Source organism: Micromonospora sp. NPDC049903, assembly GCF_044460945.1.
Lineage (GTDB): Bacteria > Actinomycetota > Actinomycetes > Mycobacteriales > Micromonosporaceae > Micromonospora.
This window is the reverse complement of the sequence record NZ_JBITKL010000018.1, coordinates 1-23,513: the sequence shown is the minus strand read 5'-3', so window position 1 is coordinate 23,513 and position 23,513 is coordinate 1. Positions and strand designations below refer to the sequence as shown.

Here is a 23,513-nt window from a genome sequence, read left to right as displayed (position 1 = left end):
ACGATGACCCGTACGGACACCAGGGTGGACCCGGCCACGGCCGGGTCCACCCCGGGCCGGGCCCGACCGTTCTGGACCGGCCGCCGCCGCGACCACCTCACCGGTTACCTGTTCATCGCCCCGCAGTTGCTCGGCAGCGTCTTCTTCGTGATCCTGCCGCTGGTCCTCGTCGTCTGGTACAGCCTGCACGAGTGGAACGTGCTCGCCGGCACGTTCGACTTCGTCGGCACCGACAACTACGCGGCCCTCGCCGACGACCCGAACCTCGGCTCGGTGCTGCGGGCCACCGGGCTGTTCTCCGCCGGCCTGGTGGTGTTCAACCTGGCCCTGGCGTTGCTGTTGGCCGTCATGCTCAACCAGAAGCTGCGCGGCACGATCGTGTTCCGCACGCTGTTCTTCTCCCCCGTGGTGGTGTCACTGGTCGCCTGGACGATCGTCTGGGGCTTCCTGTTGCAGGACAACGGCGGCATCAACGGCCTGCTCGACACGATCGGCGTGGACGGACCCAACTGGTTGCGCGGCGAGGCCAGCGCCATGTTCTCGGTCGTCGTCGTGCAGGTGTTCAAGAACGTCGGCCTGAACATGGTGCTGTTCCTGGCCGCCCTCCAGGGCGTACCCGCCGAGCTGTACGAGGCGGCCGAGGTGGACGGCGCCAGCCGGCTGCGTCAGTTCTGGCGGATCACCGTGCCGCTGATCAGCCCGACGATCCTGCTCACCTCCATCATCACGGTGGTCGGCTCGCTCCAGGTCTTCGCGCAGATCGCGGTGCTCACCCAGGGCGGTCCGGGCACCTCGACCACCGTGCTCGTCTACTACCTGTACCAACAGGCGTTCCAGTTCCACCACTTCGGCTACGGCGCCACCCTGTCGATCGTGTTGTTCGGCATCGTCCTCGCGCTGACCGTGGCGCAGTGGCAGATGCGCAAGAGGTGGGTCTTCCATGAGTCGTGACCTGTCGCCCCGGACCAAGCTCGTGCTCTACGGGGCGCTGCTGGTGCTGGCCGTACCGTTCGTCTTCCCGACCTGGTGGATGGTCACCTCGTCGCTGAAGCCGGTGGCCGACATCTTCGCCTTCCCGCCGCAACTGTTGCCGGTCGATCCCCGACTGGACGCCTACCAGCGGGTGTTCGATCTGCAACCGTTCGGGCAGCAGTACCTCAACAGCCTCTACATCGCGCTGGTGGTCACCGTCGGCACGCTGGCGGTGGCGGCCCTGGCCGGGTACGCCTTCGCGCGGATCCGGTTCCGTGGCCAGAACGTGTTGTTCCTGGTCGTCCTCGCCGGGTTGCTCATCCCGAGCGAGGTGACGATCGTGCCGTTGTTCCAGATGTTCTTCCAGCTCGGGCTGATCGACACACACTGGCCGCTGATCCTGGTGCCGATCCTCGGCGCGCCGAGCGTGCTGGCGACGTTCATCATGCGGCAGTTCTTCCTCGCCCTGCCCGGGGAGTTGGAGGAGGCGGCTCGGGTCGACGGGTTGGGCCGGTTCGCCACCTTCTGGCGGATCGCGCTACCGCTGTCCCGGCCCGCGCTGGGCGCGGTCGCCATCTTCACCTTCCTGCACAGCTGGAACCTCTATCTGGAGCCGATCGTGTTCCTCTCCACGCCGGAGAAGTTCACCCTGCCCCAGGCACTGACCCAGTTCGTCGACGTGTACGGCGGTCCGATGTGGGACGTGCAGCTCGCGGCGGCGTCGATGACGGCGCTGCCGGTGCTGGTGGTCTTCGTGATCGCGCAGAAGCAGTTCGTCGAGGGCCTGGCGCACACCGGCCTCAAGGGCTGACAGAGGGCGTCGCCCGGTCCGGTCCTCGCACCGGACCGGGCGACGCCGTCCCTAGACCTCGCGGGCCACGCAGATGCGGGCGTTCAGCCGAGGTCCGGCCTCGTAGAGCATGTACGACACACCGCCGTCGGTGCCGAACGCCGGTGACGCCACCCGGCCGTTGTCCGAGGCGATCGGCCGGTGGAAGACACCCAGGTGCACCTCGCGGTCGAAGTTGTTGCCGACCTCGGTGAGGTACATGTTGCCGTTGTTGCCGTGGTACGCCAGGTACGCCGTGCCGTTGCGCTTGAGCAGGTGCGGCGCGGAGATGTCGGTGAGGCCGTCACCGGCGGGCGACACCAGCGGGTTCGGCGCGAACTGCCATCCGCTCCAACCGTTCGGCGACCAGCCCCAGAAGATCTTCCGGGTGCCGGGTCCGATCGTGTGGGCGCCCATGAAGACCATCACGTACCGGTTGCCCTTGCCGGCCACCGAGTGCTCGAAGACCCGCGCGTACGAGGTCTCGGTGGTGTTCGGCACCAGCCGGGTCGACAGGATCGGGGTCTCGTCGGTGAACCGGACGCCGTCGGTGGAGCGAGCTACCCGGGTGGTGAAGTTCTCGCCGTGGAAGTACAGGTAGAACTGCCGCGTCGGGGCGTCCCACACGACGTGCGGCGACGACACGTGGCTCACCGTCGTGGTCGGCAGCACCCGGTCGATGACCGGGTTGCCGGAGTACTCGGTGTAGGGACCTTCGAGACGGTTGGCATAGGCGAGACAGATGCCGCCCGGCGCGTCGTGCGGCGCGTAGTAGAGGTAGTAGCGGCCGAGGTAGTTGCTGACCTTGTCGTAGACGCCACGGACGCACGGGAAGATGAACTCGCGGGTCGGGTTGTAACGCAACGACGCCGGCAGCGCGTCCCGGACGTACCGGTAGTTGGGGAAACCGGCGGGGGCGGCGGCGGCCGGTGCGGACGTGACGGCGAGGCCGACGCCGGTGGTCGCGCTCGCGACTCCGGCCGCCGCCACACCGCGCAGCAGCGTGCGTCGGGTGAAGGGGCTCTCGGGGGTACGGGTCATCGTTCCCTCCGTTCAGGATGGACGACGGGGGCAGGGGGACGGGACCGGACGGGACGGGTCAGCGGACGCCGGTCACCCACGGCGAGCGGCCGATACGCTGCGAATACTCGCCCCGAACCGGTTCATTTGATCGATGAGTCTGCGCGCGTGGTTACCCGGCGGTCAAGACGCTAATACGAATTAGCACAGCGAGTCCGGGAGCGCCCGACGCACCGCCCCACCGTCGCCGGCCGCCCCTTCATCCCGCCGCCGGCCGCAGCATCGTCACTTTTGCACCTGTTTGCACCATTTAGGAGATAATTGATAGATCACGCGGTCTGTCGCGGGGCGGCCGACGGACGGTCGCCGCGCCGGCGCGAGCTGCGGACCAGAGACGAGAAAGCGCTGATCGACATGACGAACGACATCGCACCGGCGAGCATCCGACGACGGCTCGCGACGTGGCAGAAGGCCACGATCGCCCTGGTCGCGCTGCTCGGCGTCGCCTGCGCCGGGCTGGTGACGCTCGGCGTCGGCCTCAAGCACCGGTACGAGAGCCGGGTACAGCGGGAGGACATCCTCGGCCGGGGCACCGCTCCCCGCGACGACGAGCGGTGGGCCGAGGGACCGTTGAACCTGCTGCTGCTCGGCTCGGACTCCCGGGAGGGAGAGCCGGACCAGGGCCTCTACCCGGGCCAGCGGTCGGACACCATCATGCTGGTGCACCTGGACGCCGCACGGGACGCCGCCACGGTGGTGTCGATCCCCCGGGACAGCTACGTCGACGTGCCGGCGCGGGAGGGAAGCTGGGCCGGGGGCAAGAACAAGATAAACGCGGCGCTGGCGTTCGGCGGGGCCTCCCTGGCGGCCGAGACCGTGCACCGGCTCACCGGCGTGACCATCGACGGCGTCCTGGTGGCCAACTTCGCCGCGGTCCGGCAGATCGTCGACGCGATCGGCGGCATCACGGTGTGTCTGCCGTACGAGGTGCTCTCCACCGACACCGGGACCCGGTGGTCGATCGGCTGCCACCAGCTCGACGGACGCAACACCGACGACCTGATGCGGCAGCGGCACCACGTGCCCGGTGGCGACTTCGGTCGCATCCATAACCAGCAGCTCGTGGTGCGGGCCATCGTGGAGAAGGTCACCTCGGAGAGCCTGCTCACCGATCCGGCCCGACTGGACCGGGTGCTGACCACCACGGCGGAGTCGTTGACCGTGGACCGGGAACTCGACCTCACCGAGCTGGTGCTGGCGGTCCGGCGGATCTCGGCGGCGTCCCTGCGGTTCGTCACCGTTCCCGCCGCCGACACCGACCTCACCACGCCGGCCGGTTCGTCGGTGCTGCTGGACGAGGAGTTGTCCGCCGCCCTGTTCACGGCGGTACGCGAGGACCGGCTCGACGAGTGGTTCGCGAGCCGGTCCGCCACGTCAGCGCCGAACTGAGCGGTTCACCTCGTCCGCTGCCAGTACCGGCAGGTCCAGTCGACCTGGTGCAGTTCGTCGGTGATGCCGTGCTCGGCCCGGAAGTCGTCGACCGCCTGCTTGCAGCCGCGTACCGCGTGGTAGTCGTCCACGATGACGTACCCGCCGACGGAGAGCTTCGGATAGAGGCTGCGCAGCGCGACCATGGTCGAGTCGTACAGGTCGCCGTCGAGCCGGATGAGCGAGAGTCGATCGACCGGCGCGGTGGGCAGGGTGTCCTTGAACCATCCGGGCAGGAAGTGCACCCGGTCGTCGAGGAGCCCGTACCGGCGGAAGTTGTTCTTGACCTGGTCGAGCGAGACGGCGAGGAACGGCTGCGTCCAGAGCGCGTCCTCGACGTCCTCGACCCGGTGCGCCTCCGGCTTGGGCAGGCCGCGGAACGAGTCCGCCACCCAGACCGAGCGGCTCTGGTCGCCGTACGCCTGCAACATGCCGCGCATGAAGATCACCGCGCCGCCGCGCCACACCCCGGTCTCGATCAGGTCACCCGGTACGTCCTGCGCCAGCACGTCGCGCAGGCACCGCTCCAGGTTGTCGAGCCGGCGCAGGCCGATCATCGTGTCCGCCTCCGGCGGCCAGTCCCGGCCGTTGGCCCGCGCGTCGGCGTCGAACGGGAACTTCAGCACCAGTTCCAGGCCGCGCCGTTGCAGCAGGTGCTTGTACCGGGCGTACACCCGGCCGTGCAGTGACCTCGCCCGGGGCTGGTACGGCATCCACGTCTCCTGGAAGACGTATCGGGTCAGCGCCTTCTTCAGCAGGTCGCAGTACATCGCCCGCGGGTCGCTGAGAGTGGACGGCAGGTGGGTGAGCGTCTCGCTCATCGGTTACTCCTTGATCGGTACTCGGTGCGGTTCAGTTGGACGGCCAACGGGGACCGTCGGGTGTGGCCTGTCGGTGGTGGTCGAGATCGGAGACCGGCTCGCCACGGACGTACTGCGGGGCGACCGGTGCATCCGCCGGGCGGCGCAACGGTGCCGGCTCGATCGGGGCCGCGGCGGACCGGTGGACCCGTCCGGACGTCTCCGCGCGCGGCGCCAACGGACGGCCCAGGGCCGACCCCACCGCCTCGCGTCCGCCCGCGACCAGCGGGGTGGACCAGGGCGCCACGTCGTCGATCGGCGAGGGCGGCCCCGAGCGCCAGCGGGCCGTGACCTTGACGTCCTGGTGGGACTGCCGGGGCGGCGCGGGGGTGAGGTGGTCGACGCGCGGCGGTGCCGGGGTCAGGTGGTCGACGCGGGCGGGCGTCGGCCGCACGTCGGTGACCACCTCGACCGGTACGGTCTGGTCGCCGGTGGGCGACGGGCCGGGCCGGGCCGGCTCGGGTGCCGTCGACGGACCGGCGGACGCCACCGGCGGCAGTTCCCGGGCCCGGTGCAATCCGCCCACCTCGCGGACCCGGTGCGCGCCCGACGGCATCCGCCGCACGGGTCGCAGGCTCGTGTTGCCCGACAGGGCCGGTGTCACCTCGTCGGCGCCGGGCTGGCCGACCCGGTCGATCGCCCCGACGGCGACGATGCCGGCCAGCGGCAGGTTCAGACGGCGCACCAGCCGTGCCGCCCGGGTCGCCTCGGTCAGGTTCGTGAGGCCGGCCGCCACCACGAGCAGCACCCCGTCGACGTGGTCGGCCAGGGACGCGGTGTCGCACCCGGCCAGCACCGGCGGGGCGTGCACGATCACGCAGTCCTCGGTGTCGGCCAGCACGTCGAGCAGCTGACCGAGTTCCCGGGCGTGCACGGTGGTCAGGCTCTCCCGTGGCTCGGTCGGCAGCACGGTCAGCGTCGGCAGGTCGGGCATCGGCGTCGGCGTGTGCTGCCCGGTCCGTACCTGCTGCCAGGTGAACGAGGCGTCCGGGAAGTGCCCGGCCAGGGCCGGGTCCCGGACCGCCGCGTCGATCACGGTCACCTTGCGCCGCTCGGCCGCCATGGCCAGCCCGAGCAGGGCGCTGACCAGCGTGGCACTGTCGTCGCCGTGCACGCTGGTGACCAGCAGGCGACGTCGGGACGAGGTGGTGAGCACGGTGAGCGCCGAGACGGTGGACCGGGTGGCGGTCGCGATGTCCCGGCGGGCGAACAGCGCGGCGGCGTGGTGCCGGGCGAACCGCTTCGGCAGGTGTGGAAGGGCGCCGACGACCGGCAGGCCGAGACGCGACTCCATCTGCGCGATGTCGCGCAGTCGGCGGTCGAAGCGGTCGCGCAGCACCGTCGCGCCCCAGCCGGCGAGCAGGCCGACGAGCGCGCCCAGGGCGCTGTTCAGCAGCGGCTTGGGGAACGCGGGTCCGGTCGGCACGCTCGCGGTGTCCACCACCCGTGTGGTGACCACCGTGTCACCGCCCAACTTGAGGCGTTCCAACTGCTCGCCCATGGCCTGACTGACGGCGTTCGCGATGGCGGCGGCCCGGCCGGCGGAGGCCGCGTCGGCCCGTACCGTGACGATCTGGAGGCCGGGCTCGAACGTGCCGTGCACGTTGCCGGCGACCGCATCCTCGGGCAGACCCAGGCGGCCGGCGGCGGCGACGGCCACCTCCCGCGAGCCGATCAGCTTGGCGACGGTGGGTGCCAGGTTCTGGGCGAGCGCGAGGCTCATCTCCGCCGGGCGGTCGCCCTCGGGCGTGTCGGCCACCACCAGGACGGAGGCGTGCGCCTCGTAGCGGGCCGGCAGCAACGGCGTCACCGCCTGGGCCGCCGCCAGCCCGGCGAGCAGACCGAGCAGCGGCAGGGCGATCCGCCGCCGGGTGGTGTCCAGCAGGTCGTTCAAGTCGACGGTACGCATCACGCGGCCACCTCTCGGTCCGCGTCGTCGCGGGCCTTCTGACCGGCTCGCGCCGGGACGGGTACAGACATTCGTTCCTCGTGCAGTTGTCGCCAGAGCTGGTCCAGCCGGTCGGCGATCCGGTCCCAGGCGAACTCCCCGGTCGCTCGGCGCAGACCGGCCTCGGACAGCTCGCGGGCCGTCGCGGGGTCGTCGCGTAGCCGGCCGAGCCGGTCGGCGAGCGCGGAGACGTCCCCGGCGGGGAAGATGAGCCCGGCGTCGCCGACGACGTACGGGATCTCGCCGACGTCGCTGCCGACCACCGGGACGCCGCAGGCCATCGCCTCGACCAGCACCCGGCCGAACTGTTCGCGCAGCGGGATGCCGACCCACGGCAGCACGTTGCGCTGCACGATCTCCAGCGCGGGCAGCACCAGCACGCTCATCTGCGCCAGCAGGTCGGGCAGCTCGGTGTGGCCGGTCCAGACGTACCGGCGGACCCGTCCGGGGCGGCGGCGCGCGGCCCGGTCGACGTCGTCGTCCAGGCTGCCCCCGCCGACCAGCACCACGTCGCAGTCGACGAGTTCGGCCGCGCGCAGCAGGTCCAACACACCCTTGTGCGCCTCGAACCGGCCCACGAACCCGACCGTGAAGGGCCGGCCGGTCTCCGGCTCGGGCCGGGGACGGAAGATCCTGGTGTCCACGCCCAGGGGAACGGTCGTGGTCGCGCCCCGGTAACCCTTGACCCGCAGCACCTGCCGCGCCGCCGGGGTGATCGGCAGGATCGTGTCCACCCGGCGGTACGCGTACCGTTCCAGCAGCGGGAACGGCATCGGGAAGCGGATCACCACGTTCTGCGCGGCGTACAGGGTCGTCGGCGCCGTCGGCCAGTGCCGGCGGCACATCCGCAGGACCTGCCAGGTGGACAGGTACGCGGCCTCGCCGATGATGTGCACGACGTCCGGCGGCGGCGACACCGACGGTCCGCTCCGCCCGCCGAAGCGCACCATGACCGACGCCATGTGGCCGGTCCGCCCCTCCCCGAGCCGATGTGGCAGCAGGTGCGCCCGGAAACCGGGATGCCGCCGGCCCAGCCGCTCGAACTCCCGGCGGGTGGTCGCCGACACGTCGGCCGCCAGCACGGTGAGCCGCAGGTCGGGGCGCTCGCAGAGCGAGTCGAACAGGTCGATCCAGTGCTCGGTGCGCGCCCCGACGACCGTGATGAGTACGTGCATCAGTGGTTTCCTCCGATGTGGAGACGGGTGACCGCGATCCGGCCCACCCGGGTCCAGGCGCGCATCCGCGCGACACCGGCCCGTGGTTGCAGGGACAGCCGTACGGTGGCCAGGGCCACTCCCAGCAGCGCCCGGAGCAGGACGACGGCCCGCACGGCCCGTCGGGACCGGGGTCGGTGACGGCTGAAGAACACCAGCATGCTGCGGTAGAGGTGGGGCCAGATCCAGGCCGGGTCGCTGCTGCTCGCCCCGCCGCTGTGGGTCGCGTCCACCGACGGCAGATAGAGCACCTCGGCGCCCCGGCGGCGGGCCTGGAGGCAGAGCTCCTCGTCCTCGTAGTACATGAAGTACGCCTCGTCGAGCCCGCCGACGGCGGTGAAGAGACTGGTGCGTACGGCGAGGCACGCGCCCGAGACCCAGTCGACCGGGGTGGGTTCGGCACCGCGCAGGCACGCCTCGTACGCCGCGCGCCGGTGTCGTCCGCCGAGCCGACGGCGTACCGGTGCCGGCACCAGCGGCCCGCCGAACCGGCTGGCCACCACCGTGCCGAGCGTCTCGAACGGATGGGCGCTGACCGCCACCCCGCCGGTGGCGTCGCGCAGCCGTGGCCCGGCGATGCCGACGTCCGGGCGGCCGAGCACCGCACCGACCAGGGCCCGCGCGGTCTCCGGCGGCACCACACAGTCCGGGTTGACCAGCAGCAGTACCTCGCTGCGCACACCTGCGGCGGCCCGGTTGACGGCGGCGGCGAAGCCCACGTTGCCCTGGCCGGACACGACCGTGACCTCGGGGAAGTCCGCGCGGACCAGCGCCACGGTGCGGTCGGTGGAGCCGTTGTCGACCAGCCGGACCGGCAGGCCGGCCTGCCGCAGCGCGGTGAGCGCGGCACCGATCTGCCCCGCCGAGTTGTACGTCACCACGATCGCCGTCGCCTCGCCCATCACGACACCGCCTCGGGGATCCGGGCGGGCGACGGCAGCCGTCCGGGATCTCGTTTCCGGCGCTCGCGCACGGTCAGCAACGCCAGCGCGGGCAGCAGCCCGAGTTCCCAGTGCCCGTCGGTGGGGGCGGCGAACACCGCCGCGCCGAGGAAGCCGCAGCACAGGGCCGCGAACGGCAGGGCCGCCCCGTCCCGGTCGACGAGTCCGCCCCGGATGCCGCGCAGCACCGGCCAGAGCACCAGGGCCAGCCCGAGCAGGCCGACGTTGGCCAGCAACGTGACGTAGAAGGCGTGGTAGACCGGGCCGACGTCGGTGAGGGCGAAGTCGGCCAGGTAGACGTCGGTGGTGGACTGCCCGAGGCCGGCGCCGAGGACCGGCCGCTGGGCGAAGACATCCAACCCGACGACGGACTCCGAGGCGCGGTAGCCGGCGGACTGTTCGAGCCCGGTGGCGATCTCCTGCGCGCGCTCGCGTACGCCGGGATCGAGGGCCAGCAGGGTGGCGACGACGCAGCCGGTGGCGGCGGTCGCGGCCAGTCCGGTGCGAACCGCCCGGCCGCCGAAGACCAGCATGATCATCAGGGTCACCGCGGCGGCGAGCCAGATCCCCCGGTACGACGCGAGCACCACGTCGATGGCGAAGAAGCCGGCGAGCAGCACCGAGGCCACCCGACGCCAGCCCCGGGCCCGTCCGGCGTACCAGATCAGGGGCGGGACGGCGAGCAGGGTGAGCAGCCCGCCGTGTCGTCCGGGGACGGTCATCGAGATGGCGGCCAGGACCGCCACGACGCCGACGTAGAGCAGCCCGGCGGCGATCAGCCGGCGATCCGTGGTGAGGGTGTGCGTGGCCAGGAAGAAATAGAGCGGGAGGATGGCGATCTGGTATCCGGCGACGACGACCTCGGTGGGCAGGTTGCCGATGGCGAGGCCGTAGCAGGCGGCGGCGACGGTCAGCCCGATCACCACCAGCATCCCGGTGTCGGCGGGGGTCCGTCGGCCGCCTCGGCCGACGCCGAGGGCGTAGCGGATCAGCAGGGCGGTCGCGCCGACGGCCAGCAGCAGCAGGTGCGCGGCCACGTACGTGCGGACGTCTCCCCCGCCGACCAGTCCGCCGGCCACCGCACCGCCGACGATCCCGACCGGCAGCACGGTCCACGGCCAGATCAGGAAGACGGCGAGGAACACCAGCGCGCCGGTGGCGGCCACCGCCATGATCCCGGGCAGCATGGTGGCCATCGAGACGACGGTGCCGAGCGCGGCACCGGCGGTGGTCACGCCCGCCCCGACCACGACCCGGTTCACCGGGCCAGCCCCGCGAGCAGTCGGTGCAGGTGCTCTCCCCGGGCGGTCCAGCTGTTCGCGGTGGCCGCCGCGCGGCGGCGGGCGACCTGGACCGGGGCGGTCGCCTCGGTCAGCGCGGCGGCGATCGCGGTGGCGAAGGCCTCGGGCCCGGCGGCGAGGCGGACCACCTCGGTCAGCGTGGTCAGCGCCGGCAGCGGTGTCGCGACCACCGGCTTGCCGAGCGCCAGGTACTCGTAGCATTTCTTCGGGTGCACGTAGTCCACCAGGCCGCCGATCCGGTACGGGATCACCGTCACGTCGCAGGTGCGCAGCGTCGCCGGCAGGTCGGCGTACGGGATCGGGCCGGTGAGCAGCACGTTGGCCAGCCCGGCCAGGGGTGCCCGGCCGGCGGGGGTGCTCGGGCCGATCAGCAGGAACGTCCAGTCGGGGTGGGCCCGGGCGACGGTGGCGACCAGCTCGGCGTCGAAGGCCCGGGTGTCGACGGCTCCGCAGTACCCGATCAACGGTCGGGACGGCGCGACCGGGCGGGGCACGGTCGGTCCCTGCGGGGCGAAGTGCTCCGGGTCGCAGGCGTTGGGCAGCACCACCGGCGCGCGCCGGCCGGTCGGCATCCGGGTCGGTAGCGCGGTCGAGGAGGCCAGCACCAGGTCGGCGGCGGCGACCGCACGGTCGAGGCTGCGGCGCAGGTGGCGTCGGTTCCACCGGCGGGTGAAGGTCCAGTCCAGGTCGGTCGCGTCGTAGACCACGGCGTCGGCGTCGAGCCGGTCGGCGCAGGGCGCGGCCAGGTCCTCGTCCAGCCAGACCAGCCGTACGCCGGCCGGGTCGTCGCGCAGCCAGCGCCGCAGCGCGGCCACCGCCACCCGCCGGTTGACCGCGTTGGCCACCGGAAGGTGCCGGCCGAACGGGGCCGGGGTGGGCGCCACGGCGTGCCAGACGGCGGGCTCGACCCGGCGCACGGTGGTGCCGAAGCGGACCCGGAGCCCCGGCGGGTCGACGAACAGCACCCGGTATCCGGTGGCGAGCTGCCGGGCCAGGGCGTGTTGCCGGTGTGCGCCACCGTGCCAGGGCGTCGCGCTGAAGTAGACCACCCAGTCGGCGGCGGTCCCCGCCGCGTCGGGCGGGGCCGTCCGGGATTCCCGGCTGTCCAGGTCAGTCATGGCCGGCCCGCTGTCTGACCGGCACCCGGCGGACGGCCGGCAGCACCTCGTCCTCGCCGACGCGGCCGAGCACCGGTCGGGCGGTGTCGTCGTCGAGCCGGAGCAGCCGGGCACCGGCCTGGCGGTCCAGCCAGCGCCGGACGGCAGCAGCGGCGAAGCGCCGGTTGACCGTGTCGGCGGTCCGCAGCCGCGCGCCGAAGGGCAGCGGCGTGGGCGGGGTGAGGTGCCAGGCGGTGTCGTCGATGGGGGTGATCCGGCTGCGCCAGCGTGGGCGGGGTGCCGGCGGGTCGACCAGCAGCAGACGCCGGTCCGGGTCGTCGAGCAGCGACTCGGTGATCACCGCCTGGTCGGCCTCCGGCGTGGAGGGGGTCCGGGTGAACACGATCAGCCAGTCCCGGATGTCGCCGTCGGGCAGCGGGCCGACGTCACCCCGCAGGGCGGCCCGCAGGTCGGCGAGGGTGAGCTGGACGTTGCGTCCGCAGATCCGTTTGACCGCGTGGTCGATCAGGACGACCAGCCGGAACAGCGCGATCCGGTGGCCGGGTTGGGTCAGCCGCAGGTAGCCGACCATGCTGCCGAGCAGGTGACGGAAGCGGATGGCCGGGCCGAGCAGCCGGCAGGAGGCGCCGCGGACGTGGGTCACCACGGCGTCCGGGATCATCCAGAGCTGCTGACCGGCCCGGTCGAGTTGCCGGGCGAGGATGGCGTCGTTCCAGTAGACCGGGAACCGTTCGTCGAAGATGTGGTGCGCGGGCAGCGCCGCGCGGCGCAGCAGCATGCAACTGCCCGAGGCCAGCCGTCGGGGCCGGCTGAAGTCCTGGCCGCGCATCTGGAAGGTGTGCAGCGCCTGCCGGAACCCGGGGACCCGACGCAGCGCGGTGACCAGGGCCAGTGCCGCGGCGAAGCTGGGCTGCTGCACGTAGTGCTGCTGGAAGGTGCCGTCCGGGTTGAGATAGAGCGGGCTGACGCCGGCCGCCTCGGGCCGGTCCCGCAGGAACGACACCATGGTGGACAGTGCGCCGGGGTGGAAGGCGACGTCGCTGTTGAGCAGCAGGATCAGCTCACCGCGCGCCTTCCGGTACGCCTGGTTGACGGCGGCGGCGAAGCCGACGTTGCGGGCGTTGCGGATCAGGCGTACGCGGGGCGAGCGGGCGAGCAGGTCGGCCGAACCGTCACGGGAGGCGTTGTCCACCGCCACCACCTCGTAGTCGAGGTCGGGTGGCACGGTCGCGGCCAGCGACTCCAGACACTGCCGGGTCTGCTCCCGGGTGTTCCAACTGATCAACAGAATGGACAGCGACGGCGGCGCGTCCTGGTGCTCGGGGCTCATCGGGTCACCCCCGTGGCGTCGCGGCGGGCGAAGACGCGCAGCAGGTCACCGAGGAGCGGGTGGCGCATCCGGGGCGAGCGGCTGGCGGCGACGTCGGCGACCAGCAGGTCCCGCGCCTGCCGCAGGCGCGCCATCGGTCGCCAGTAGAACCGGGAGAAGATGGTGTCGTACGAGACGACCTCGAAGCCGGTCTGGCGGAGCATCCGGGTCAGCGTGGCCGGGGTGAAGTGCCAGCGGTGGTACTCGGGCGCCACCGCCGGCCACTGGTGACCGAGGCGGTTGGCGGCGGCCGAGGCGATGTTGGGCACCTCCAACGCCAGCCACCCACCCGGCGTCAACACGTCCCGCGCCGCCCGCAGGAACCGACGCGGATCGTCCACGTGCTCCAACACATGCCACGCACACACCACATCCGCCCGCAACGACGGCGCGACCTGCTCGAAATACCCCTGCCGCACCGGCACACCCAGGTGATCCACGGCAAACGCCGCCGCCACCCGCGACACCTCCACCCCGGTCACCGTGAAACCGGCACCCCGCGCCGCCTCCAGGAAATAACCCCCCGCACACCCCGCCTCCACCAACACCGACGGCCGCACCACCGACGACAACCACCGCAACCGCCGCCCCGCCTCGAACCGGCGCTGCCGGCTGGACGCGAAGTAGTCCTGGTAGCCGTCGGTCAGGTAGTACGCCTCGTCGTACAGCTCGTCGGGGGGCACGGCGGGGCCGGCGGTCCACAGGAAGCCGCAGTCGGTGCAGCGGCGCAGCACGCCGTCCAGCGCCGGGGCGGCCCGGCCGTCCCGGCCGCACAGCGCGCAGGTGGTCAGTTCGTCGTCTCTGAGCTTCATCAGCCGTTCCGTCCGTCTCGCGGTCTGCGGGCGATCACCCGCAGGAGGTCTCCCCGCCACCGATGGGTCAGGCGGGGCGAGCGCAGGTTGATCAGGTCCGGCGGCAGCAGCCGCCGCGCGTGTCGCATCCGGTATGCGACGGGCATGTAGAACCGGAAGACCGTGGTGTCCTGCCGGACCACCTCGAAGCCGGTGGCGGTCAGCAGTCGGGTCAACGAGGTCGGGGTGAAGTGCCAGGGGTGGTACTCCGGTTGCAGGCCGGGCCAGCGGTGGCCGAGACGGGTCGCGGCGGGTGAGGCGATGTTGGGCACCTCCAACGCCAGCCACCCACCCGGCGTCAACACGTCCCGCGCCGCCCGCAGGAACCGACGCGGATCGTCCACGTGCTCCAACACATGCCACGCACACACCACATCCGCCCGCAACGACGGCGCGACCTGCTCGAAATACCCCTGCCGCACCGGCACACCCAGGTGATCCACGGCAAACGCCGCCGCCACCCGCGACACCTCCACCCCGGTCACCGTGAAACCGGCACCCCGCGCCGCCTCCAGGAAATAACCCCCCGCACACCCCGCCTCCACCAACACCGACGGCCGCACCACCGACGACAACCACCGCAACCGCCGCCCCGCCTCGAACCGGCGGGGCGCGGTCAGGAAGTAGTCCTCGTAACCACCGCCGGTGAAGTAGTCCAGGTCGTAGCGGGCCGGGGCGGCGTGCGGGTCGGGCACGGTCCAGCCGAGCCCGCAGCCGGTGCAGCGGCGCACGACGCCGCCGAGGTCGTCCCGGTGCGGTTGGCCGTCGCCGCAGGTGAGGCAGGCGGTGGGGCGGACGTCGAGGCTCATCGGCGTACTCCCGGGGTCAGCGTGCGGGCCCGCCGGGCCAGCGACCGCAGCCGGGCTCGCTCGTCGGTGCTGAGGTATCCGCAGCCGACGAGCAGCGCGGCGGCGAGCGTCAGCGTCAGGCCCGCGCGGGTGGTCACGGCGAGCGCCGCCCCGAGCCGTCCCGGGCCGTCCGGCAGGGATCCGACCAGGGCGGCCGTGACGAGGCCCGCCGCGACGGCGGCGGCGATCGGCGGCCAGAGCGTGCGCAGCACCGGCCGGATCGGACGTGCGGTGGCCCGGTGGAAGTGGGCCAGGAAGTACCCGGTGGCGAGCACCACCGCCAGCGCCGTCGCGGTCGGCACGCCGAGCGGTCCGGCGAGCATCAGCAGCGGTACGGTCAGCGCCACGTTGAGGGCGACCGACAGCAGCACGTAGCGGGTCTCGAGACCGGGCCGACCCTCGACCCGGGCGACGATGGTGGCCGCACCCATGATCAGGTTGAGGGCGTACGCCGGAGCCAGGATGGCGATGGTCGCCCCGGCCCAGGAGACCGGGTGTCCGAGCCAGAGCCGCACCAGCGGGTCGGCGCTGACCATCAGCGCCGCCGCCGCCGGGGCGAGGAACACGGCCAGGTGCCGCACGGTGGTCAGGTAGAAGGCGTCGAGCCAGGCCCGCCCGCCGGTGACCGAACGCCGCACCGCAGCGGGGAAGAGCACCAGCAACGCGAAGCCGGGCGGCAGGCGCAGCAGGTTGAGCAGGCGGGCGCCGAGGTCGGCGTCACCGGCGACCGCCGGGCCGAAGAACCCGCCGAGCACCAGCCGGTCGAGTTCCACGTTGACCGCGGCGGCACCGCTGGAGACCTGGACCCGCAGGCCGTACCCGCCGACCCGGCGCAGGTCGGGTCCGGCCAGGCGGCCCCAGCGGGGCGTCAGGTCGCGGTGCCGGTGGTACGCCGCGGCGGCGAGCAGGATCGTGCGGATCGCGCCGGTGGACGCGGCGGCTGCGGCGAGCGCGACCAGTCCGCCGCCGAGCCGGACCACCGCGATCGTGAGCACCGCGCCGAGGACCGCTGTCACCGCGTTCACCAGGGCGAGTGCGCCGTAGCGCTGGACGCCTTCGAGGACCGCGCGCCAGGGCAGTTCCACCCCGCCGGCCACCACGCCGAGCAGCAGCCACCCGGTGGCGTGCCACGCGTCGCGGGTCAGCTCGCCGAGTCGCAGCAGTTGGGCGATCCACGGCCACCCGGCGGCGAGGGCGGCGAAGGTGAGCCCGCCCAGCACGAGCCCCCAGGTCAGCCCGAGACCGAGCAGTCGACGCAGAACGTCGGCGCCACCGGCCTCGGTCTCCGCCGCCGCCACCTCCCGGACCAGCGCGGAGCCGAGGCCGAGGTCGAACAGGGCGGCGATGGCGAGCAGCCCGGTCAGCAGCACCCAGACGCCGAACGCCTCCGGCCCGAGGTGCTGATAGACGACGGGCAGCGAGACCAGGCCGGCCAGCGCCATGATGATCCGGGCGCCCAGCATGCTCAGCGTGTTGCGGGTCAGCCGCGCGCCGACCGTGCCGGCGGGGCTAGCCACGGGGGAATCCCCGGATCAGCTCCAGGGCGGTCAGCGCCAGCAGGGTCAGGTCCACCCGCAGCGATCGGCAGTTGAGGTAGAGCAGGTCGCAGCGCAGCTTCTCCTCGACCGTGGCGGCGTAGCCACCGGTGAGCTGGGCGAGCCCGGTGAGTCCGGGCCGGACCAGGTGGCGCAGGTCGTAGTGCGGCAACTGCCGGCACTCGGCGATGAACTCGGGCCGCTCCGGGCGGGGACCCACCAGGCTCATGTCCCCGCGTACGACGTTCCACAGTTGCGGGAGTTCGTCCAACCGGCTACGCCGCAGCAGGCGGCCGACGCGGGTGATCCGGGGGTCGTCCGGTTGGGCGAGCACCGGCCCGGTCTCGCGTTCCGCCCCGGGTCGCATGGTGCGGAACTTGACCATGGAGAACAGCCGTCCACCCGCGCCGACGCGTTGCTGGCGATAGAACGGCGGTCCGGTGAAGGACACGACCACGGTGATGGCAAGGATCAGCGGGAGCACCAGGATCGCGCTGAGCGCGATGACGCCGAGGTCGAGGTAGCGCTTGACGCGTTCGCCGGTGCGACGGTGTGGTCCCGACCGGAGCCGGATCCAGGGCAGCCCGCCGAAACGCCGGAGGCTGGGCGTGGGCAGCAGTCCGTAGACCGGCCGCGCCAGCACCAGGATCTCCACGTCCAGTTGCTGGCAGGCGGCCACGATCGGCTCGTCGATGCTGTCCAGCGAGTTCTTGAGCAGCAACAGCTTGGGCCGCAGGCGTCGGAGCACCGCGGTGAGCTGCTCGACGTCGGCGGGTACGGGCAGCCGGAGGACGACGTCGAACTCGTCGTTGAGTCGGTCCGGTCGCGCGGGGGTCTCCACCGGTTCGATCACCAACGCACGGACGCGACCGCGTGCCGGTACCGCCGTCTGCTGTCCCGAGCCGCGCCGGTGACCGTTGAGCAGGAACTCACGACCGTGTCGGCGTACCGGCTCCGGGGCCACCGTTCGCAGATTCTCGTCGAACGGTACGGCGACCGACGGTTTCTCCATGTGGCTTGCCTCCTCGCCACGCGGCAGAGCGCTCCCCTGAATGCCCTCGACAGCACTATGAACGATTCAGCGGCATAAACAGTTCATTTGCCGCAAAACAAAGCTTTTTCGTTTATGGTAATCGACATACCTTTGAGGCTGATATGTCAGAATGTTCCTACTCACCGCAGGGAATTGGCTGGTCACACCGCCGATGCCCGCAGAACTGACCACCCCGTCGCCAAGGAGTCACGATGGAAGTTCCGCCGAACGGAGCCGAGCCATCCGCGCAAGGCAGCTCGGTTCCCAATCGCGTACTGGTGACCGGTGGAGCCGGATTCATCGGAAGTCACGTCGTCGCACGCCTGATGCTGATGGGCATCCACGTCAAAGTGCTCGACGACTTCTCGACCGGTCGGGTCGAGAACCTCGCCGACGCCGCGTACGGCGGGCTGTCGCAGTCGGATGTCCTGCGGGGTGACATCCGCACCGCCGAGGCAGTCGACGTGATCCACGAATGGAAGCCCGAGGTGGTGGTGCACCTCGCCGGCCAGGGCAGCCTCCAGGCCGCCCGGGAGTCGCCACTGTTCGACGCCGACGTGAACACCTTCGGCACGATCAACGTGCTGGACGCCTGCGCCCAGAGCGGAGTCCGGCTGTTCGTGCACGCGGCGAGCAGCGCGATCTACGGCACCGTCTCCTCGGACGCGCTGCCGATCCGGGAGGACCGCCCACTGGCGGCCACCAGCCCGTACGGCATCAGCAAGGCGGTCGGGGTCTGCTACCTGGACTGGTACCGGCGCGAGCACGGGATGGCGTACACCGCGCTGGCCTTCGGCAACGTCTACGGCCCACGCCCGTCCGGTGGCGGCACCAGCGTGGTGGCCCTGATGACCGAGGCGCTGCTGGACGGCCATCCGCCCACCATCTACGGCGACGGCGAGCAGACCCGCGACTACGTGCACATCGCGGACGTGGCCGACGCGGTGGCCCGCGCCTGCCACTATCCGGGCGCCGGGCTGCTCAACATCGCCACCGGCCGGGAGACCAGCGTCAATGACCTCTTCGAGCTGGTGTGTTCGGTGGTCGGGGTGGATTGCGATCCGCACTACGCGCCGCACCCGCACCCCCAGGAGGTACGCCGGATGGCGCTGGACAGCAGCAAGGCCCTCGCCCAACTGGGCTGGCGTCCGACCATCGGGCTGACCGAGGGGGTGCAGTTGACCGTGCGGGAGGCCCGACGGCGGCGCACCGGCGGCGCCCAGCGCACCTACCAGCCGCGTCAGGGCCAGCCGGTGGGCGTCGGCCACTGACCCACCGCACCACCCCACCGATCTTCGTCATCTCGTAGCGCCCGGCACCCGGCCGGGCCGGTCGGCTCGCGTTCGCGCAGCCCCGACCGGCAGGCCGGTGGCCGGGCGCTTCGCGCTGCCTCGACGCAGCCGCCACACACCGCGTGACGGGCCGCTTCGCGCACCCCGCCGGCCCGGCCCTGTCGCGAACTTCCATCACGTTGAAGGAAAATCCGCTCCGCACTCCCGTGTCCGATATGTTCGCTTTGGCCCGCTTAGGGGCAGCGTTCCAACGGAGAGGTGAGGGCGGATGTACCCGACGAAAGGTCCGGCGATCGGCGGAGGGCTCGCGACGACCGGAGTGGCGATTCAGTCCTGGCTGCTCGTGGGGATCGGACTGATCCTGCTCGGTGCCGCCCTGTGGCTCGCCACCTTCGTGAGCCGGCCCAGATGAGCGAGAAGCCGACCACCCGGTCCACCGTGGCGAGTTGGTTGCAGGCATCGCTCGGCGCAGTCTGCGGCGTGGCCCTGGGCGCCCTGCTGCTGAAGCGGTGGCACGACGTGGCGGTGGTCGAGGCGTGGCTGAACGCGCGGCTCGTCGCCGCGATCGGGCTGGCCGACACCGACTCCATCGGCGCGGCCGTCATCTTCCCGCTGGACCAGCGCTGGGTCGGCTTCCTGGTCTCCACCGGGTGCTCGGTGGCGCTGTTGTTGATCCCGCCGTTCGTGCTGGCCGCGTTGCTGGTCGGCTTCCGGCGGGTGACCCTGGTCCGGGGTCTGGTCGCGGTGGCGCTGGCCGTCGGGCTGCTCGTGGTGGTCAACCAGATGCGCCTCGCCGCCGTCGTCGCGTCGATGCGGCTGTGGGGATTCGAGGTCGGCTACCAGCGCAGCCACGTCCTGATCGGCTCGGCGATCAGCACCGTCGGGCTGATCGCCGTCGCCATCGTCTTCCTCTTCCTGGTGGGGCGCGGCGGCCGGGTACGGAGGTCCGCAGGTGCCCGTTGAGATCCAGTCCCTGGCCGTCCTGAACACGGCGGCGTTCCTGCTCTGCGTCTACTTCTGCGCGTACGTGCTGAGCATCCTGGTGCTGCACCTGCGGACCCAGCGCTCGCACGGCGGCGACCACACCGGCTTCGACTGGCACATCGTCATCCCGTGCCGCAACGAGGCCAGCGTCATCGCCGACACCCTGCACCGGTTGCTGCGTGACCTGCCGGACGTCACCGTCTGGTGCGTCGACGACGCGTCCGACGACGGCACCGACGCGGTCCTGCACACCTTCGCCGCCGATCCCCGGATCCGGGTCGTCTCCCGCCGGCTGCCCGACGCCGTCCAGGGCAAGGGAGCCGCGCTGAACGCCGCCTGGCAGACGATCGAACGGCACCTGCCGGCGGACGCCGACCCGGAGCGGATCATCCTCGGGGTCCTCGACGCCGACAGCTACCTGGACCCCCGCTGCCGTTCCGCGCTCGCCGGCCCGCGCTACTTCGGCACCGCCACGGTCGCCGCCGTGCAGGTCGAGGTCCGCATGATCCAGTGCGCCCGGTCGACCACCGGACTGGGCCGGCTGGCCCGGCTGCTGGTCCGCCTGCAGGACATGGAGTTCCGGGCGCCGATCGCCGCGATGCAGTCGCTGCGTCGCTACACCGCGAGCGTGGCGATGGGCGGCAACGGCCAGTTCACCCGGGTGTCGCTGCTCAAGCAGCTCGCCGCCGAACACGGCACGCCCTGGCACGGCGCCCTGCTGGAGGACTTCGAACTCGGCCTGCACATCCTGCTCCAGGGCAGCCGCACCGAGTACTGCGCGGAGAGCTGGGTCGCCCAGGAGGCGCTGACCAGGATCCGGCCCCTGATCCGCCAACGGACCCGGTGGGCCCAGGGCTCGATGCAGTGCGGTCGCTATCTCGCCGCCATCCTCCAGTCCCGGCGGATCAGCAACTCGGCCACGCTGGAGATCGCCCACTTCCTCGCGGCACCGTGGTTCCAACTCCTCGGCACCCCGGTCTATCTCGGCTGCCTCGCCGTCCTCGGCTGGTACGTGTCGCGCACACCGGGCGGCCTGACGGGCTGGTGGACGGCGGGTGGTTGGGGCGTACTGCCGCTGATCGTGGTCTTCGGGGTCCTGCCCTTCGCGATCTGGGGTCTGGTCTACCGCAACCGCTCCGAACCGCACCTGTCCGTCTCCGCCGCGATCGGCCTCGGGGTCAGCCACTGGGTCTACAGCTACGTCCAGTCGGTGGCCGTCTGGTTCGCCTTCGCCCGCATGCTCACCTCCCGCTCGGAGTGGCAGAAGACCGCCCGGAACGCCGATCGGACTCCGGCCCCCGACGACGTGCCCGCCCCACCGGCACACGTCACCACCACTGTCACCCCTACCGCCACCGGCAGCACCACGGCCACCGCCACGGCCACGGCCACGGCCACCGGCAGGGCCACCGTGACGGGCAGGGCCACTGTTCCCGGCACCGCCACCGTTCGGCGCCCGCACTACCGCCCGCGCGGCACGGTCTCCGTGCCGCAACCCCCGGTGCAGCCCACCCCGCTCGACCGCCCCGACGTCACCGTCAGATACAGAAAGAGAGATCTCACATGCACAAGGTAAGGTCCGGCGTCGCCCGGGCTGCGACGGCGATCGCCGGCGGTCTGGTGATGGCCCTGGCCGTCGCGTCACCAGCGATGGCCGACACCTCGCAGTCCAGCGCCTCCGCACTGCAGATCAGCCTCGTCGGAGGCGGTCTGGCGAGCTCCGGCACCGCGAGCGCCACCAACGACGGCACCACCGAGTCGATCTCGGGCAACACGAACCCGCCGCTGGCGGTGCTCGGCGGTCAGACGGTCATCACCGCCGGTGTGCTCGGACAGTCCGTGCGCGCCTACAACGACGGCACCTCCGCCGCCTGTGCCGGCGTGCTCGGCGCCGGTGGCGCCATCACCATCGGGGCCGGCGGCTCGTGCATCGTGACCCCCGGCTCCGAGGTGACCCTCAACCTGGGCGCCAACGGGCTCGCCACGATCAGCCTCGTAGCGGACGCCATCTACTCCGAGTGCACCGCGACCAGCAGCCCGTCGGCGACCGGCTCGGCGACCCTGGTCAACGCACGCATCGTCTCGACCCTGCTGGGCATCCCGACGACGCTGCTGAGCCTGCCCGCCAACCCGGCGCCCAACACCGGGTTGAGCGTTCCGGGGCTGCTGAACCTGACCCTGAACGGCCAGACCAGCTCGACGACCGGGCAACTGACGGTCACCGCCCTGGACCTGTCCGCCCTGGGCGGCGCGCTCGCCTCGGTGGTCATCGGCTCCTCCAGCTGCGGCGTCAACGCCGTAGCGCCGCCCATCCCGGTGATCCCGCTGGCCGGCGCTCCGGTCGCCCTCGGTCTCGGCGCGGTCGTCGCCAGCACCGGCGGCTTCTTCCTGCACCGCCGTCGCGCCGCGCGCCGGAGCTGACCGATGGGTCGTGACAGAGTGGGGCCCCGCCAGATCATGGTCCTGGCCGGTACCCGTCCCGAGGGTGTCAAGATCGCGCCAGTGGTACGCCTGCTCTGTCACGACCCACGCCTGGCGGTGACGGTGGTCGACACCGGCCAGCAACCCGGCCGGGTGGACGAGGCGTTGGCGCCGTTCCGGCTCCACGCCGCCACCACCCTGAGCGTCGCCCGTGACACCGGCACGCTCGCCGAACTCGCTGCCGGGTTGAGCACCGCCGTGGAGGGTCTGTTCTCCCTCCACCGGCCGGACGCGGTGGTGGTGCACGGGGACACCACCACCGCGCTGGTCGGCGGGCTGGTGGCCTTCTGGAACCGGATACCGGTGATCCATCTGGAAGCCGGCCTGCGCAGCCACGACCTCGCACAGCCCTTCCCCGAGGAGGCCAACCGGGCCATGCTCGCCCGGTTCGCCGCGCTGCACCTGGCCCCGACCACCACGGCACGGGACAACCTGCTGGCCGAGGGCGTACCCGCCGACCGCGTCGTGGTCACCGGCAACACCGTGGTGGACGCGGTGCACACGCTGCTGCGGGAGGGCCTGGCCCACGTACCGTCCTGGGTGGACCCGCGTCGCCGACTGATCGTGGCGACCGCGCACCGACGGGAGAACTGGGGCACCGGGATCAGCCGGGTGCTGCGCGCGCTGACCCGGGTCACCGCGACACACTCCGACGTCGAGCTGGCGCTCATCACCCATCCGAACCCACGCCTGGCCGCACAGGTCCGGGCCGGGGTCGAGGGTGCGCCGAACGTCCGCCTGCTGCACCCGCTCCCCTACCCCGACATGATCGGTCTGCTCCGCGCCGCCCGGGTGGTCGTCACCGACTCCGGCGGCCTGCAGGAGGAGGCCGCCAGCCTCGGCGTACCCGTCGTGGTGACCCGGGCCGCGACCGAACGGCCGGAGATCGTCACGCAGCGCCTGGGTGACCTGGTCGGCACCGACCCCGACCGGATCGTCCGCGCGGTGCGGGACCGGCTCGACCACCCGACGCCGAGCACGGAGAGCCTGGCCTTCGGCGACGGCCACGCGGCCCGGCGCTGCGGGCGGGCGATCACCGCCCTGCTGGGTCTGCCGGACGCACCGTACCCGCGCCGCCGGCCCCCGGCCGCCGTGCCGCGCGTGACCCCGGTCTGAGTCGTCCCGCCCGGACGACGGGCTCGGCGACGTCGTGATCGGCCGGAGCGAAGCCGGGCGGATGGCCGACGCGAAGCCGCGCGTCGTCGTACCGTCAGGTCATGGCTCGCCGACCGTGCAGGTCAGGCCGCCGCGCTGGCCGATGTCCGGACGAGGGAGGGCTCCGTGTTCACCGATCCTCAGGAGCTTCCGCGCTATCTGGCGACCGAGGACGTGACGTTCGTCGACGTACGTTTCTGTGACCTGCCCGGTGTGATGCAGCATTTCAATCTGCCGGTGGAGTCTGTCGACGACAACTTCTTCACTGATGGTC

Annotated in this window: 21 protein-coding genes and 1 pseudogene; 10 read left to right on the top strand and 12 right to left on the bottom strand. The window is 72.0% G+C overall.

Annotated elements, in window-relative coordinates; all coding sequences use genetic code 11:
• Window positions 1–3 precede the first annotated feature (3 nt).
• Together ACIBO1_RS23465 and ACIBO1_RS23460 are read left to right on the top strand one after the other, a co-directional pair.
• Window positions 4–951, top strand: a complete 948-nt coding sequence (locus ACIBO1_RS23465; protein WP_396749999.1) for a carbohydrate ABC transporter permease — start codon at window positions 4–6, stop codon at window positions 949–951.
• Complete coding sequence (locus tag ACIBO1_RS23460; protein ID WP_396749997.1) at window positions 941–1,783, top strand: carbohydrate ABC transporter permease; 843 nt, start codon at window positions 941–943, stop codon at window positions 1,781–1,783. Before ACIBO1_RS23465 ends, ACIBO1_RS23460 begins: the two co-directional genes overlap by 11 nt.
• A gap of 51 nt (window positions 1,784–1,834) precedes the next feature.
• On the opposite strand, the gene ACIBO1_RS23455 is transcribed toward ACIBO1_RS23460, so the two are convergent.
• Window positions 1,835–2,842, bottom strand: coding sequence for a hypothetical protein (locus ACIBO1_RS23455; protein ID WP_396749995.1), 1,008 nt, complete (start codon window positions 2,840–2,842; stop codon window positions 1,835–1,837).
• 393 nt (window positions 2,843–3,235) lie between these two features.
• On the opposite strand from ACIBO1_RS23455, the gene ACIBO1_RS23450 reads away from it, so the two are divergent.
• A complete protein-coding gene (locus ACIBO1_RS23450; RefSeq protein WP_396749993.1) occupies window positions 3,236–4,270 on the top strand; it encodes an LCP family protein in 1,035 nt (344 codons plus the stop codon).
• A 5-nt stretch (window positions 4,271–4,275) separates the two neighbouring features.
• Here the strand turns inward: ACIBO1_RS23450 and ACIBO1_RS23445 are convergent, their stop codons facing one another.
• From ACIBO1_RS23445 to ACIBO1_RS23395, 11 genes are read right to left on the bottom strand one after another with little or no spacing between them, the layout of a single operon-like run.
• Window positions 4,276–5,130 carry a TylF/MycF family methyltransferase gene (locus ACIBO1_RS23445; protein WP_396749991.1) on the bottom strand — a complete coding sequence of 285 codons (855 nt, stop codon included), beginning with the start codon at window positions 5,128–5,130 and terminating at the stop codon, window positions 4,276–4,278.
• Between the two features lie 31 nt (window positions 5,131–5,161).
• On the bottom strand, window positions 5,162–7,078 hold the full coding sequence (locus ACIBO1_RS23440; protein WP_396749989.1) for a hypothetical protein: 1,917 nt from the start codon (window positions 7,076–7,078) through the stop codon (window positions 5,162–5,164).
• The gene (locus ACIBO1_RS23435; protein WP_396749987.1) at window positions 7,078–8,292 is read right to left on the bottom strand and encodes a glycosyltransferase family 4 protein; all 1,215 of its coding nucleotides are present in this window, start codon (window positions 8,290–8,292) and stop codon (window positions 7,078–7,080) included. The genes ACIBO1_RS23440 and ACIBO1_RS23435 overlap by 1 nt, the downstream gene beginning before the upstream one ends.
• Window positions 8,292–9,233 carry a glycosyltransferase family 2 protein gene (locus ACIBO1_RS23430; protein WP_396749985.1) on the bottom strand — a complete coding sequence of 314 codons (942 nt, stop codon included), beginning with the start codon at window positions 9,231–9,233 and terminating at the stop codon, window positions 8,292–8,294. Before ACIBO1_RS23430 ends, ACIBO1_RS23435 begins: the two co-directional genes overlap by 1 nt.
• Window positions 9,233–10,534: an O-antigen ligase family protein gene (locus tag ACIBO1_RS23425; RefSeq protein ID WP_396749983.1), complete on the bottom strand. Its 1,302-nt coding sequence runs from the start codon at window positions 10,532–10,534 to the stop codon at window positions 9,233–9,235. The genes ACIBO1_RS23430 and ACIBO1_RS23425 overlap by 1 nt, the downstream gene beginning before the upstream one ends.
• On the bottom strand, window positions 10,531–11,691 hold the full coding sequence (locus tag ACIBO1_RS23420; RefSeq protein ID WP_396749981.1) for a glycosyltransferase: 1,161 nt from the start codon (window positions 11,689–11,691) through the stop codon (window positions 10,531–10,533). Before ACIBO1_RS23420 ends, ACIBO1_RS23425 begins: the two co-directional genes overlap by 4 nt.
• A complete protein-coding gene (locus ACIBO1_RS23415) occupies window positions 11,684–13,021 on the bottom strand; it encodes a glycosyltransferase family 2 protein (protein WP_396749979.1) in 1,338 nt (445 codons plus the stop codon). Before ACIBO1_RS23415 ends, ACIBO1_RS23420 begins: the two co-directional genes overlap by 8 nt.
• Window positions 13,018–13,872, bottom strand: a complete 855-nt coding sequence (locus tag ACIBO1_RS23410) for a class I SAM-dependent methyltransferase (RefSeq protein ID WP_396749977.1) — start codon at window positions 13,870–13,872, stop codon at window positions 13,018–13,020. Before ACIBO1_RS23410 ends, ACIBO1_RS23415 begins: the two co-directional genes overlap by 4 nt.
• Window positions 13,872–14,720 carry a class I SAM-dependent methyltransferase gene (locus ACIBO1_RS23405; RefSeq protein ID WP_396749975.1) on the bottom strand — a complete coding sequence of 283 codons (849 nt, stop codon included), beginning with the start codon at window positions 14,718–14,720 and terminating at the stop codon, window positions 13,872–13,874. Before ACIBO1_RS23405 ends, ACIBO1_RS23410 begins: the two co-directional genes overlap by 1 nt.
• Entirely contained in the window at window positions 14,717–16,276 is a 1,560-nt protein-coding gene (locus ACIBO1_RS23400) for a lipopolysaccharide biosynthesis protein (protein WP_396749973.1), read from the bottom strand. The genes ACIBO1_RS23405 and ACIBO1_RS23400 overlap by 4 nt, the downstream gene beginning before the upstream one ends.
• Window positions 16,269–17,306 (bottom strand): sugar transferase, encoded by a 1,038-nt coding sequence (locus tag ACIBO1_RS23395; RefSeq protein ID WP_396749971.1) that lies wholly within the window; start codon window positions 17,304–17,306, stop codon window positions 16,269–16,271. The genes ACIBO1_RS23400 and ACIBO1_RS23395 overlap by 8 nt, the downstream gene beginning before the upstream one ends.
• 233 nt (window positions 17,307–17,539) lie before the next feature.
• Between ACIBO1_RS23395 and ACIBO1_RS23390 the strand changes: the two genes are divergently transcribed.
• The 7 genes and pseudogenes from ACIBO1_RS23390 to ACIBO1_RS23360 form a co-directional block, all read left to right on the top strand.
• The gene (locus tag ACIBO1_RS23390) at window positions 17,540–18,598 is read left to right on the top strand and encodes a GDP-mannose 4,6-dehydratase (RefSeq protein WP_396749969.1); all 1,059 of its coding nucleotides are present in this window, start codon (window positions 17,540–17,542) and stop codon (window positions 18,596–18,598) included.
• Window positions 18,599–18,887: 289 nt separating this feature from the next.
• Window positions 18,888–19,031, top strand: coding sequence for a hypothetical protein (locus ACIBO1_RS23385; RefSeq protein WP_350697117.1), 144 nt, complete (start codon window positions 18,888–18,890; stop codon window positions 19,029–19,031).
• Window positions 19,028–19,582 (top strand): hypothetical protein, encoded by a 555-nt coding sequence (locus tag ACIBO1_RS23380; RefSeq protein WP_396749967.1) that lies wholly within the window; start codon window positions 19,028–19,030, stop codon window positions 19,580–19,582. Before ACIBO1_RS23385 ends, ACIBO1_RS23380 begins: the two co-directional genes overlap by 4 nt.
• On the top strand, window positions 19,572–21,179 hold the full coding sequence (locus ACIBO1_RS23375; RefSeq protein ID WP_396749965.1) for a glycosyltransferase family 2 protein: 1,608 nt from the start codon (window positions 19,572–19,574) through the stop codon (window positions 21,177–21,179). The genes ACIBO1_RS23380 and ACIBO1_RS23375 overlap by 11 nt, the downstream gene beginning before the upstream one ends.
• Window positions 21,167–22,024 (top strand): choice-of-anchor P family protein, encoded by an 858-nt coding sequence (locus tag ACIBO1_RS23370; protein WP_396749963.1) that lies wholly within the window; start codon window positions 21,167–21,169, stop codon window positions 22,022–22,024. Before ACIBO1_RS23375 ends, ACIBO1_RS23370 begins: the two co-directional genes overlap by 13 nt.
• Window positions 22,025–22,027: 3 nt before the next feature.
• Window positions 22,028–23,200 carry a non-hydrolyzing UDP-N-acetylglucosamine 2-epimerase gene (gene wecB / locus ACIBO1_RS23365; protein WP_396749961.1) on the top strand — a complete coding sequence of 391 codons (1,173 nt, stop codon included), beginning with the start codon at window positions 22,028–22,030 and terminating at the stop codon, window positions 23,198–23,200.
• Between the two features lie 165 nt (window positions 23,201–23,365).
• A pseudogene (locus tag ACIBO1_RS23360) lies at window positions 23,366–23,513 on the top strand (type I glutamate--ammonia ligase); the annotation flags it as partial.

What these genes read in the sequence shown, in the direction of transcription:
- ACIBO1_RS23465 (WP_396749999.1), top strand. Translation starts at nt 4, where the DNA reads ATGACCCGTACGGACACCAGGGTGGACCCGGCCACGGCCGGGTCCACC.
- ACIBO1_RS23450 (WP_396749993.1), top strand. Translation starts at nt 3,236, where the DNA reads ATGACGAACGACATCGCACCGGCGAGCATCCGACGACGGCTCGCGACG.
- ACIBO1_RS23460 (WP_396749997.1), top strand. Translation starts at nt 941, where the DNA reads ATGAGTCGTGACCTGTCGCCCCGGACCAAGCTCGTGCTCTACGGGGCG.
- ACIBO1_RS23420 (WP_396749981.1), bottom strand. Translation starts at nt 11,691, where the DNA reads ATGACTGACCTGGACAGCCGGGAATCCCGGACGGCCCCGCCCGACGCG.
- ACIBO1_RS23440 (WP_396749989.1), bottom strand. Translation starts at nt 7,078, where the DNA reads ATGCGTACCGTCGACTTGAACGACCTGCTGGACACCACCCGGCGGCGG.
- ACIBO1_RS23405 (WP_396749975.1), bottom strand. Translation starts at nt 14,720, where the DNA reads ATGAGCCTCGACGTCCGCCCCACCGCCTGCCTCACCTGCGGCGACGGC.
- ACIBO1_RS23445 (WP_396749991.1), bottom strand. Translation starts at nt 5,130, where the DNA reads ATGAGCGAGACGCTCACCCACCTGCCGTCCACTCTCAGCGACCCGCGG.
- ACIBO1_RS23430 (WP_396749985.1), bottom strand. Translation starts at nt 9,233, where the DNA reads ATGGGCGAGGCGACGGCGATCGTGGTGACGTACAACTCGGCGGGGCAG.
- ACIBO1_RS23380 (WP_396749967.1), top strand. Translation starts at nt 19,028, where the DNA reads ATGAGCGAGAAGCCGACCACCCGGTCCACCGTGGCGAGTTGGTTGCAG.
- ACIBO1_RS23455 (WP_396749995.1), bottom strand. Translation starts at nt 2,842, where the DNA reads ATGACCCGTACCCCCGAGAGCCCCTTCACCCGACGCACGCTGCTGCGC.
- wecB (WP_396749961.1), top strand. Translation starts at nt 22,028, where the DNA reads ATGGGTCGTGACAGAGTGGGGCCCCGCCAGATCATGGTCCTGGCCGGT.
- ACIBO1_RS23415 (WP_396749979.1), bottom strand. Translation starts at nt 13,021, where the DNA reads ATGAGCCCCGAGCACCAGGACGCGCCGCCGTCGCTGTCCATTCTGTTG.
- ACIBO1_RS23410 (WP_396749977.1), bottom strand. Translation starts at nt 13,872, where the DNA reads ATGAAGCTCAGAGACGACGAACTGACCACCTGCGCGCTGTGCGGCCGG.
- ACIBO1_RS23435 (WP_396749987.1), bottom strand. Translation starts at nt 8,292, where the DNA reads ATGCACGTACTCATCACGGTCGTCGGGGCGCGCACCGAGCACTGGATC.
- ACIBO1_RS23390 (WP_396749969.1), top strand. Translation starts at nt 17,540, where the DNA reads ATGGAAGTTCCGCCGAACGGAGCCGAGCCATCCGCGCAAGGCAGCTCG.
- ACIBO1_RS23385 (WP_350697117.1), top strand. Translation starts at nt 18,888, where the DNA reads ATGTACCCGACGAAAGGTCCGGCGATCGGCGGAGGGCTCGCGACGACC.
- ACIBO1_RS23370 (WP_396749963.1), top strand. Translation starts at nt 21,167, where the DNA reads ATGCACAAGGTAAGGTCCGGCGTCGCCCGGGCTGCGACGGCGATCGCC.
- ACIBO1_RS23395 (WP_396749971.1), bottom strand. Translation starts at nt 17,306, where the DNA reads ATGGAGAAACCGTCGGTCGCCGTACCGTTCGACGAGAATCTGCGAACG.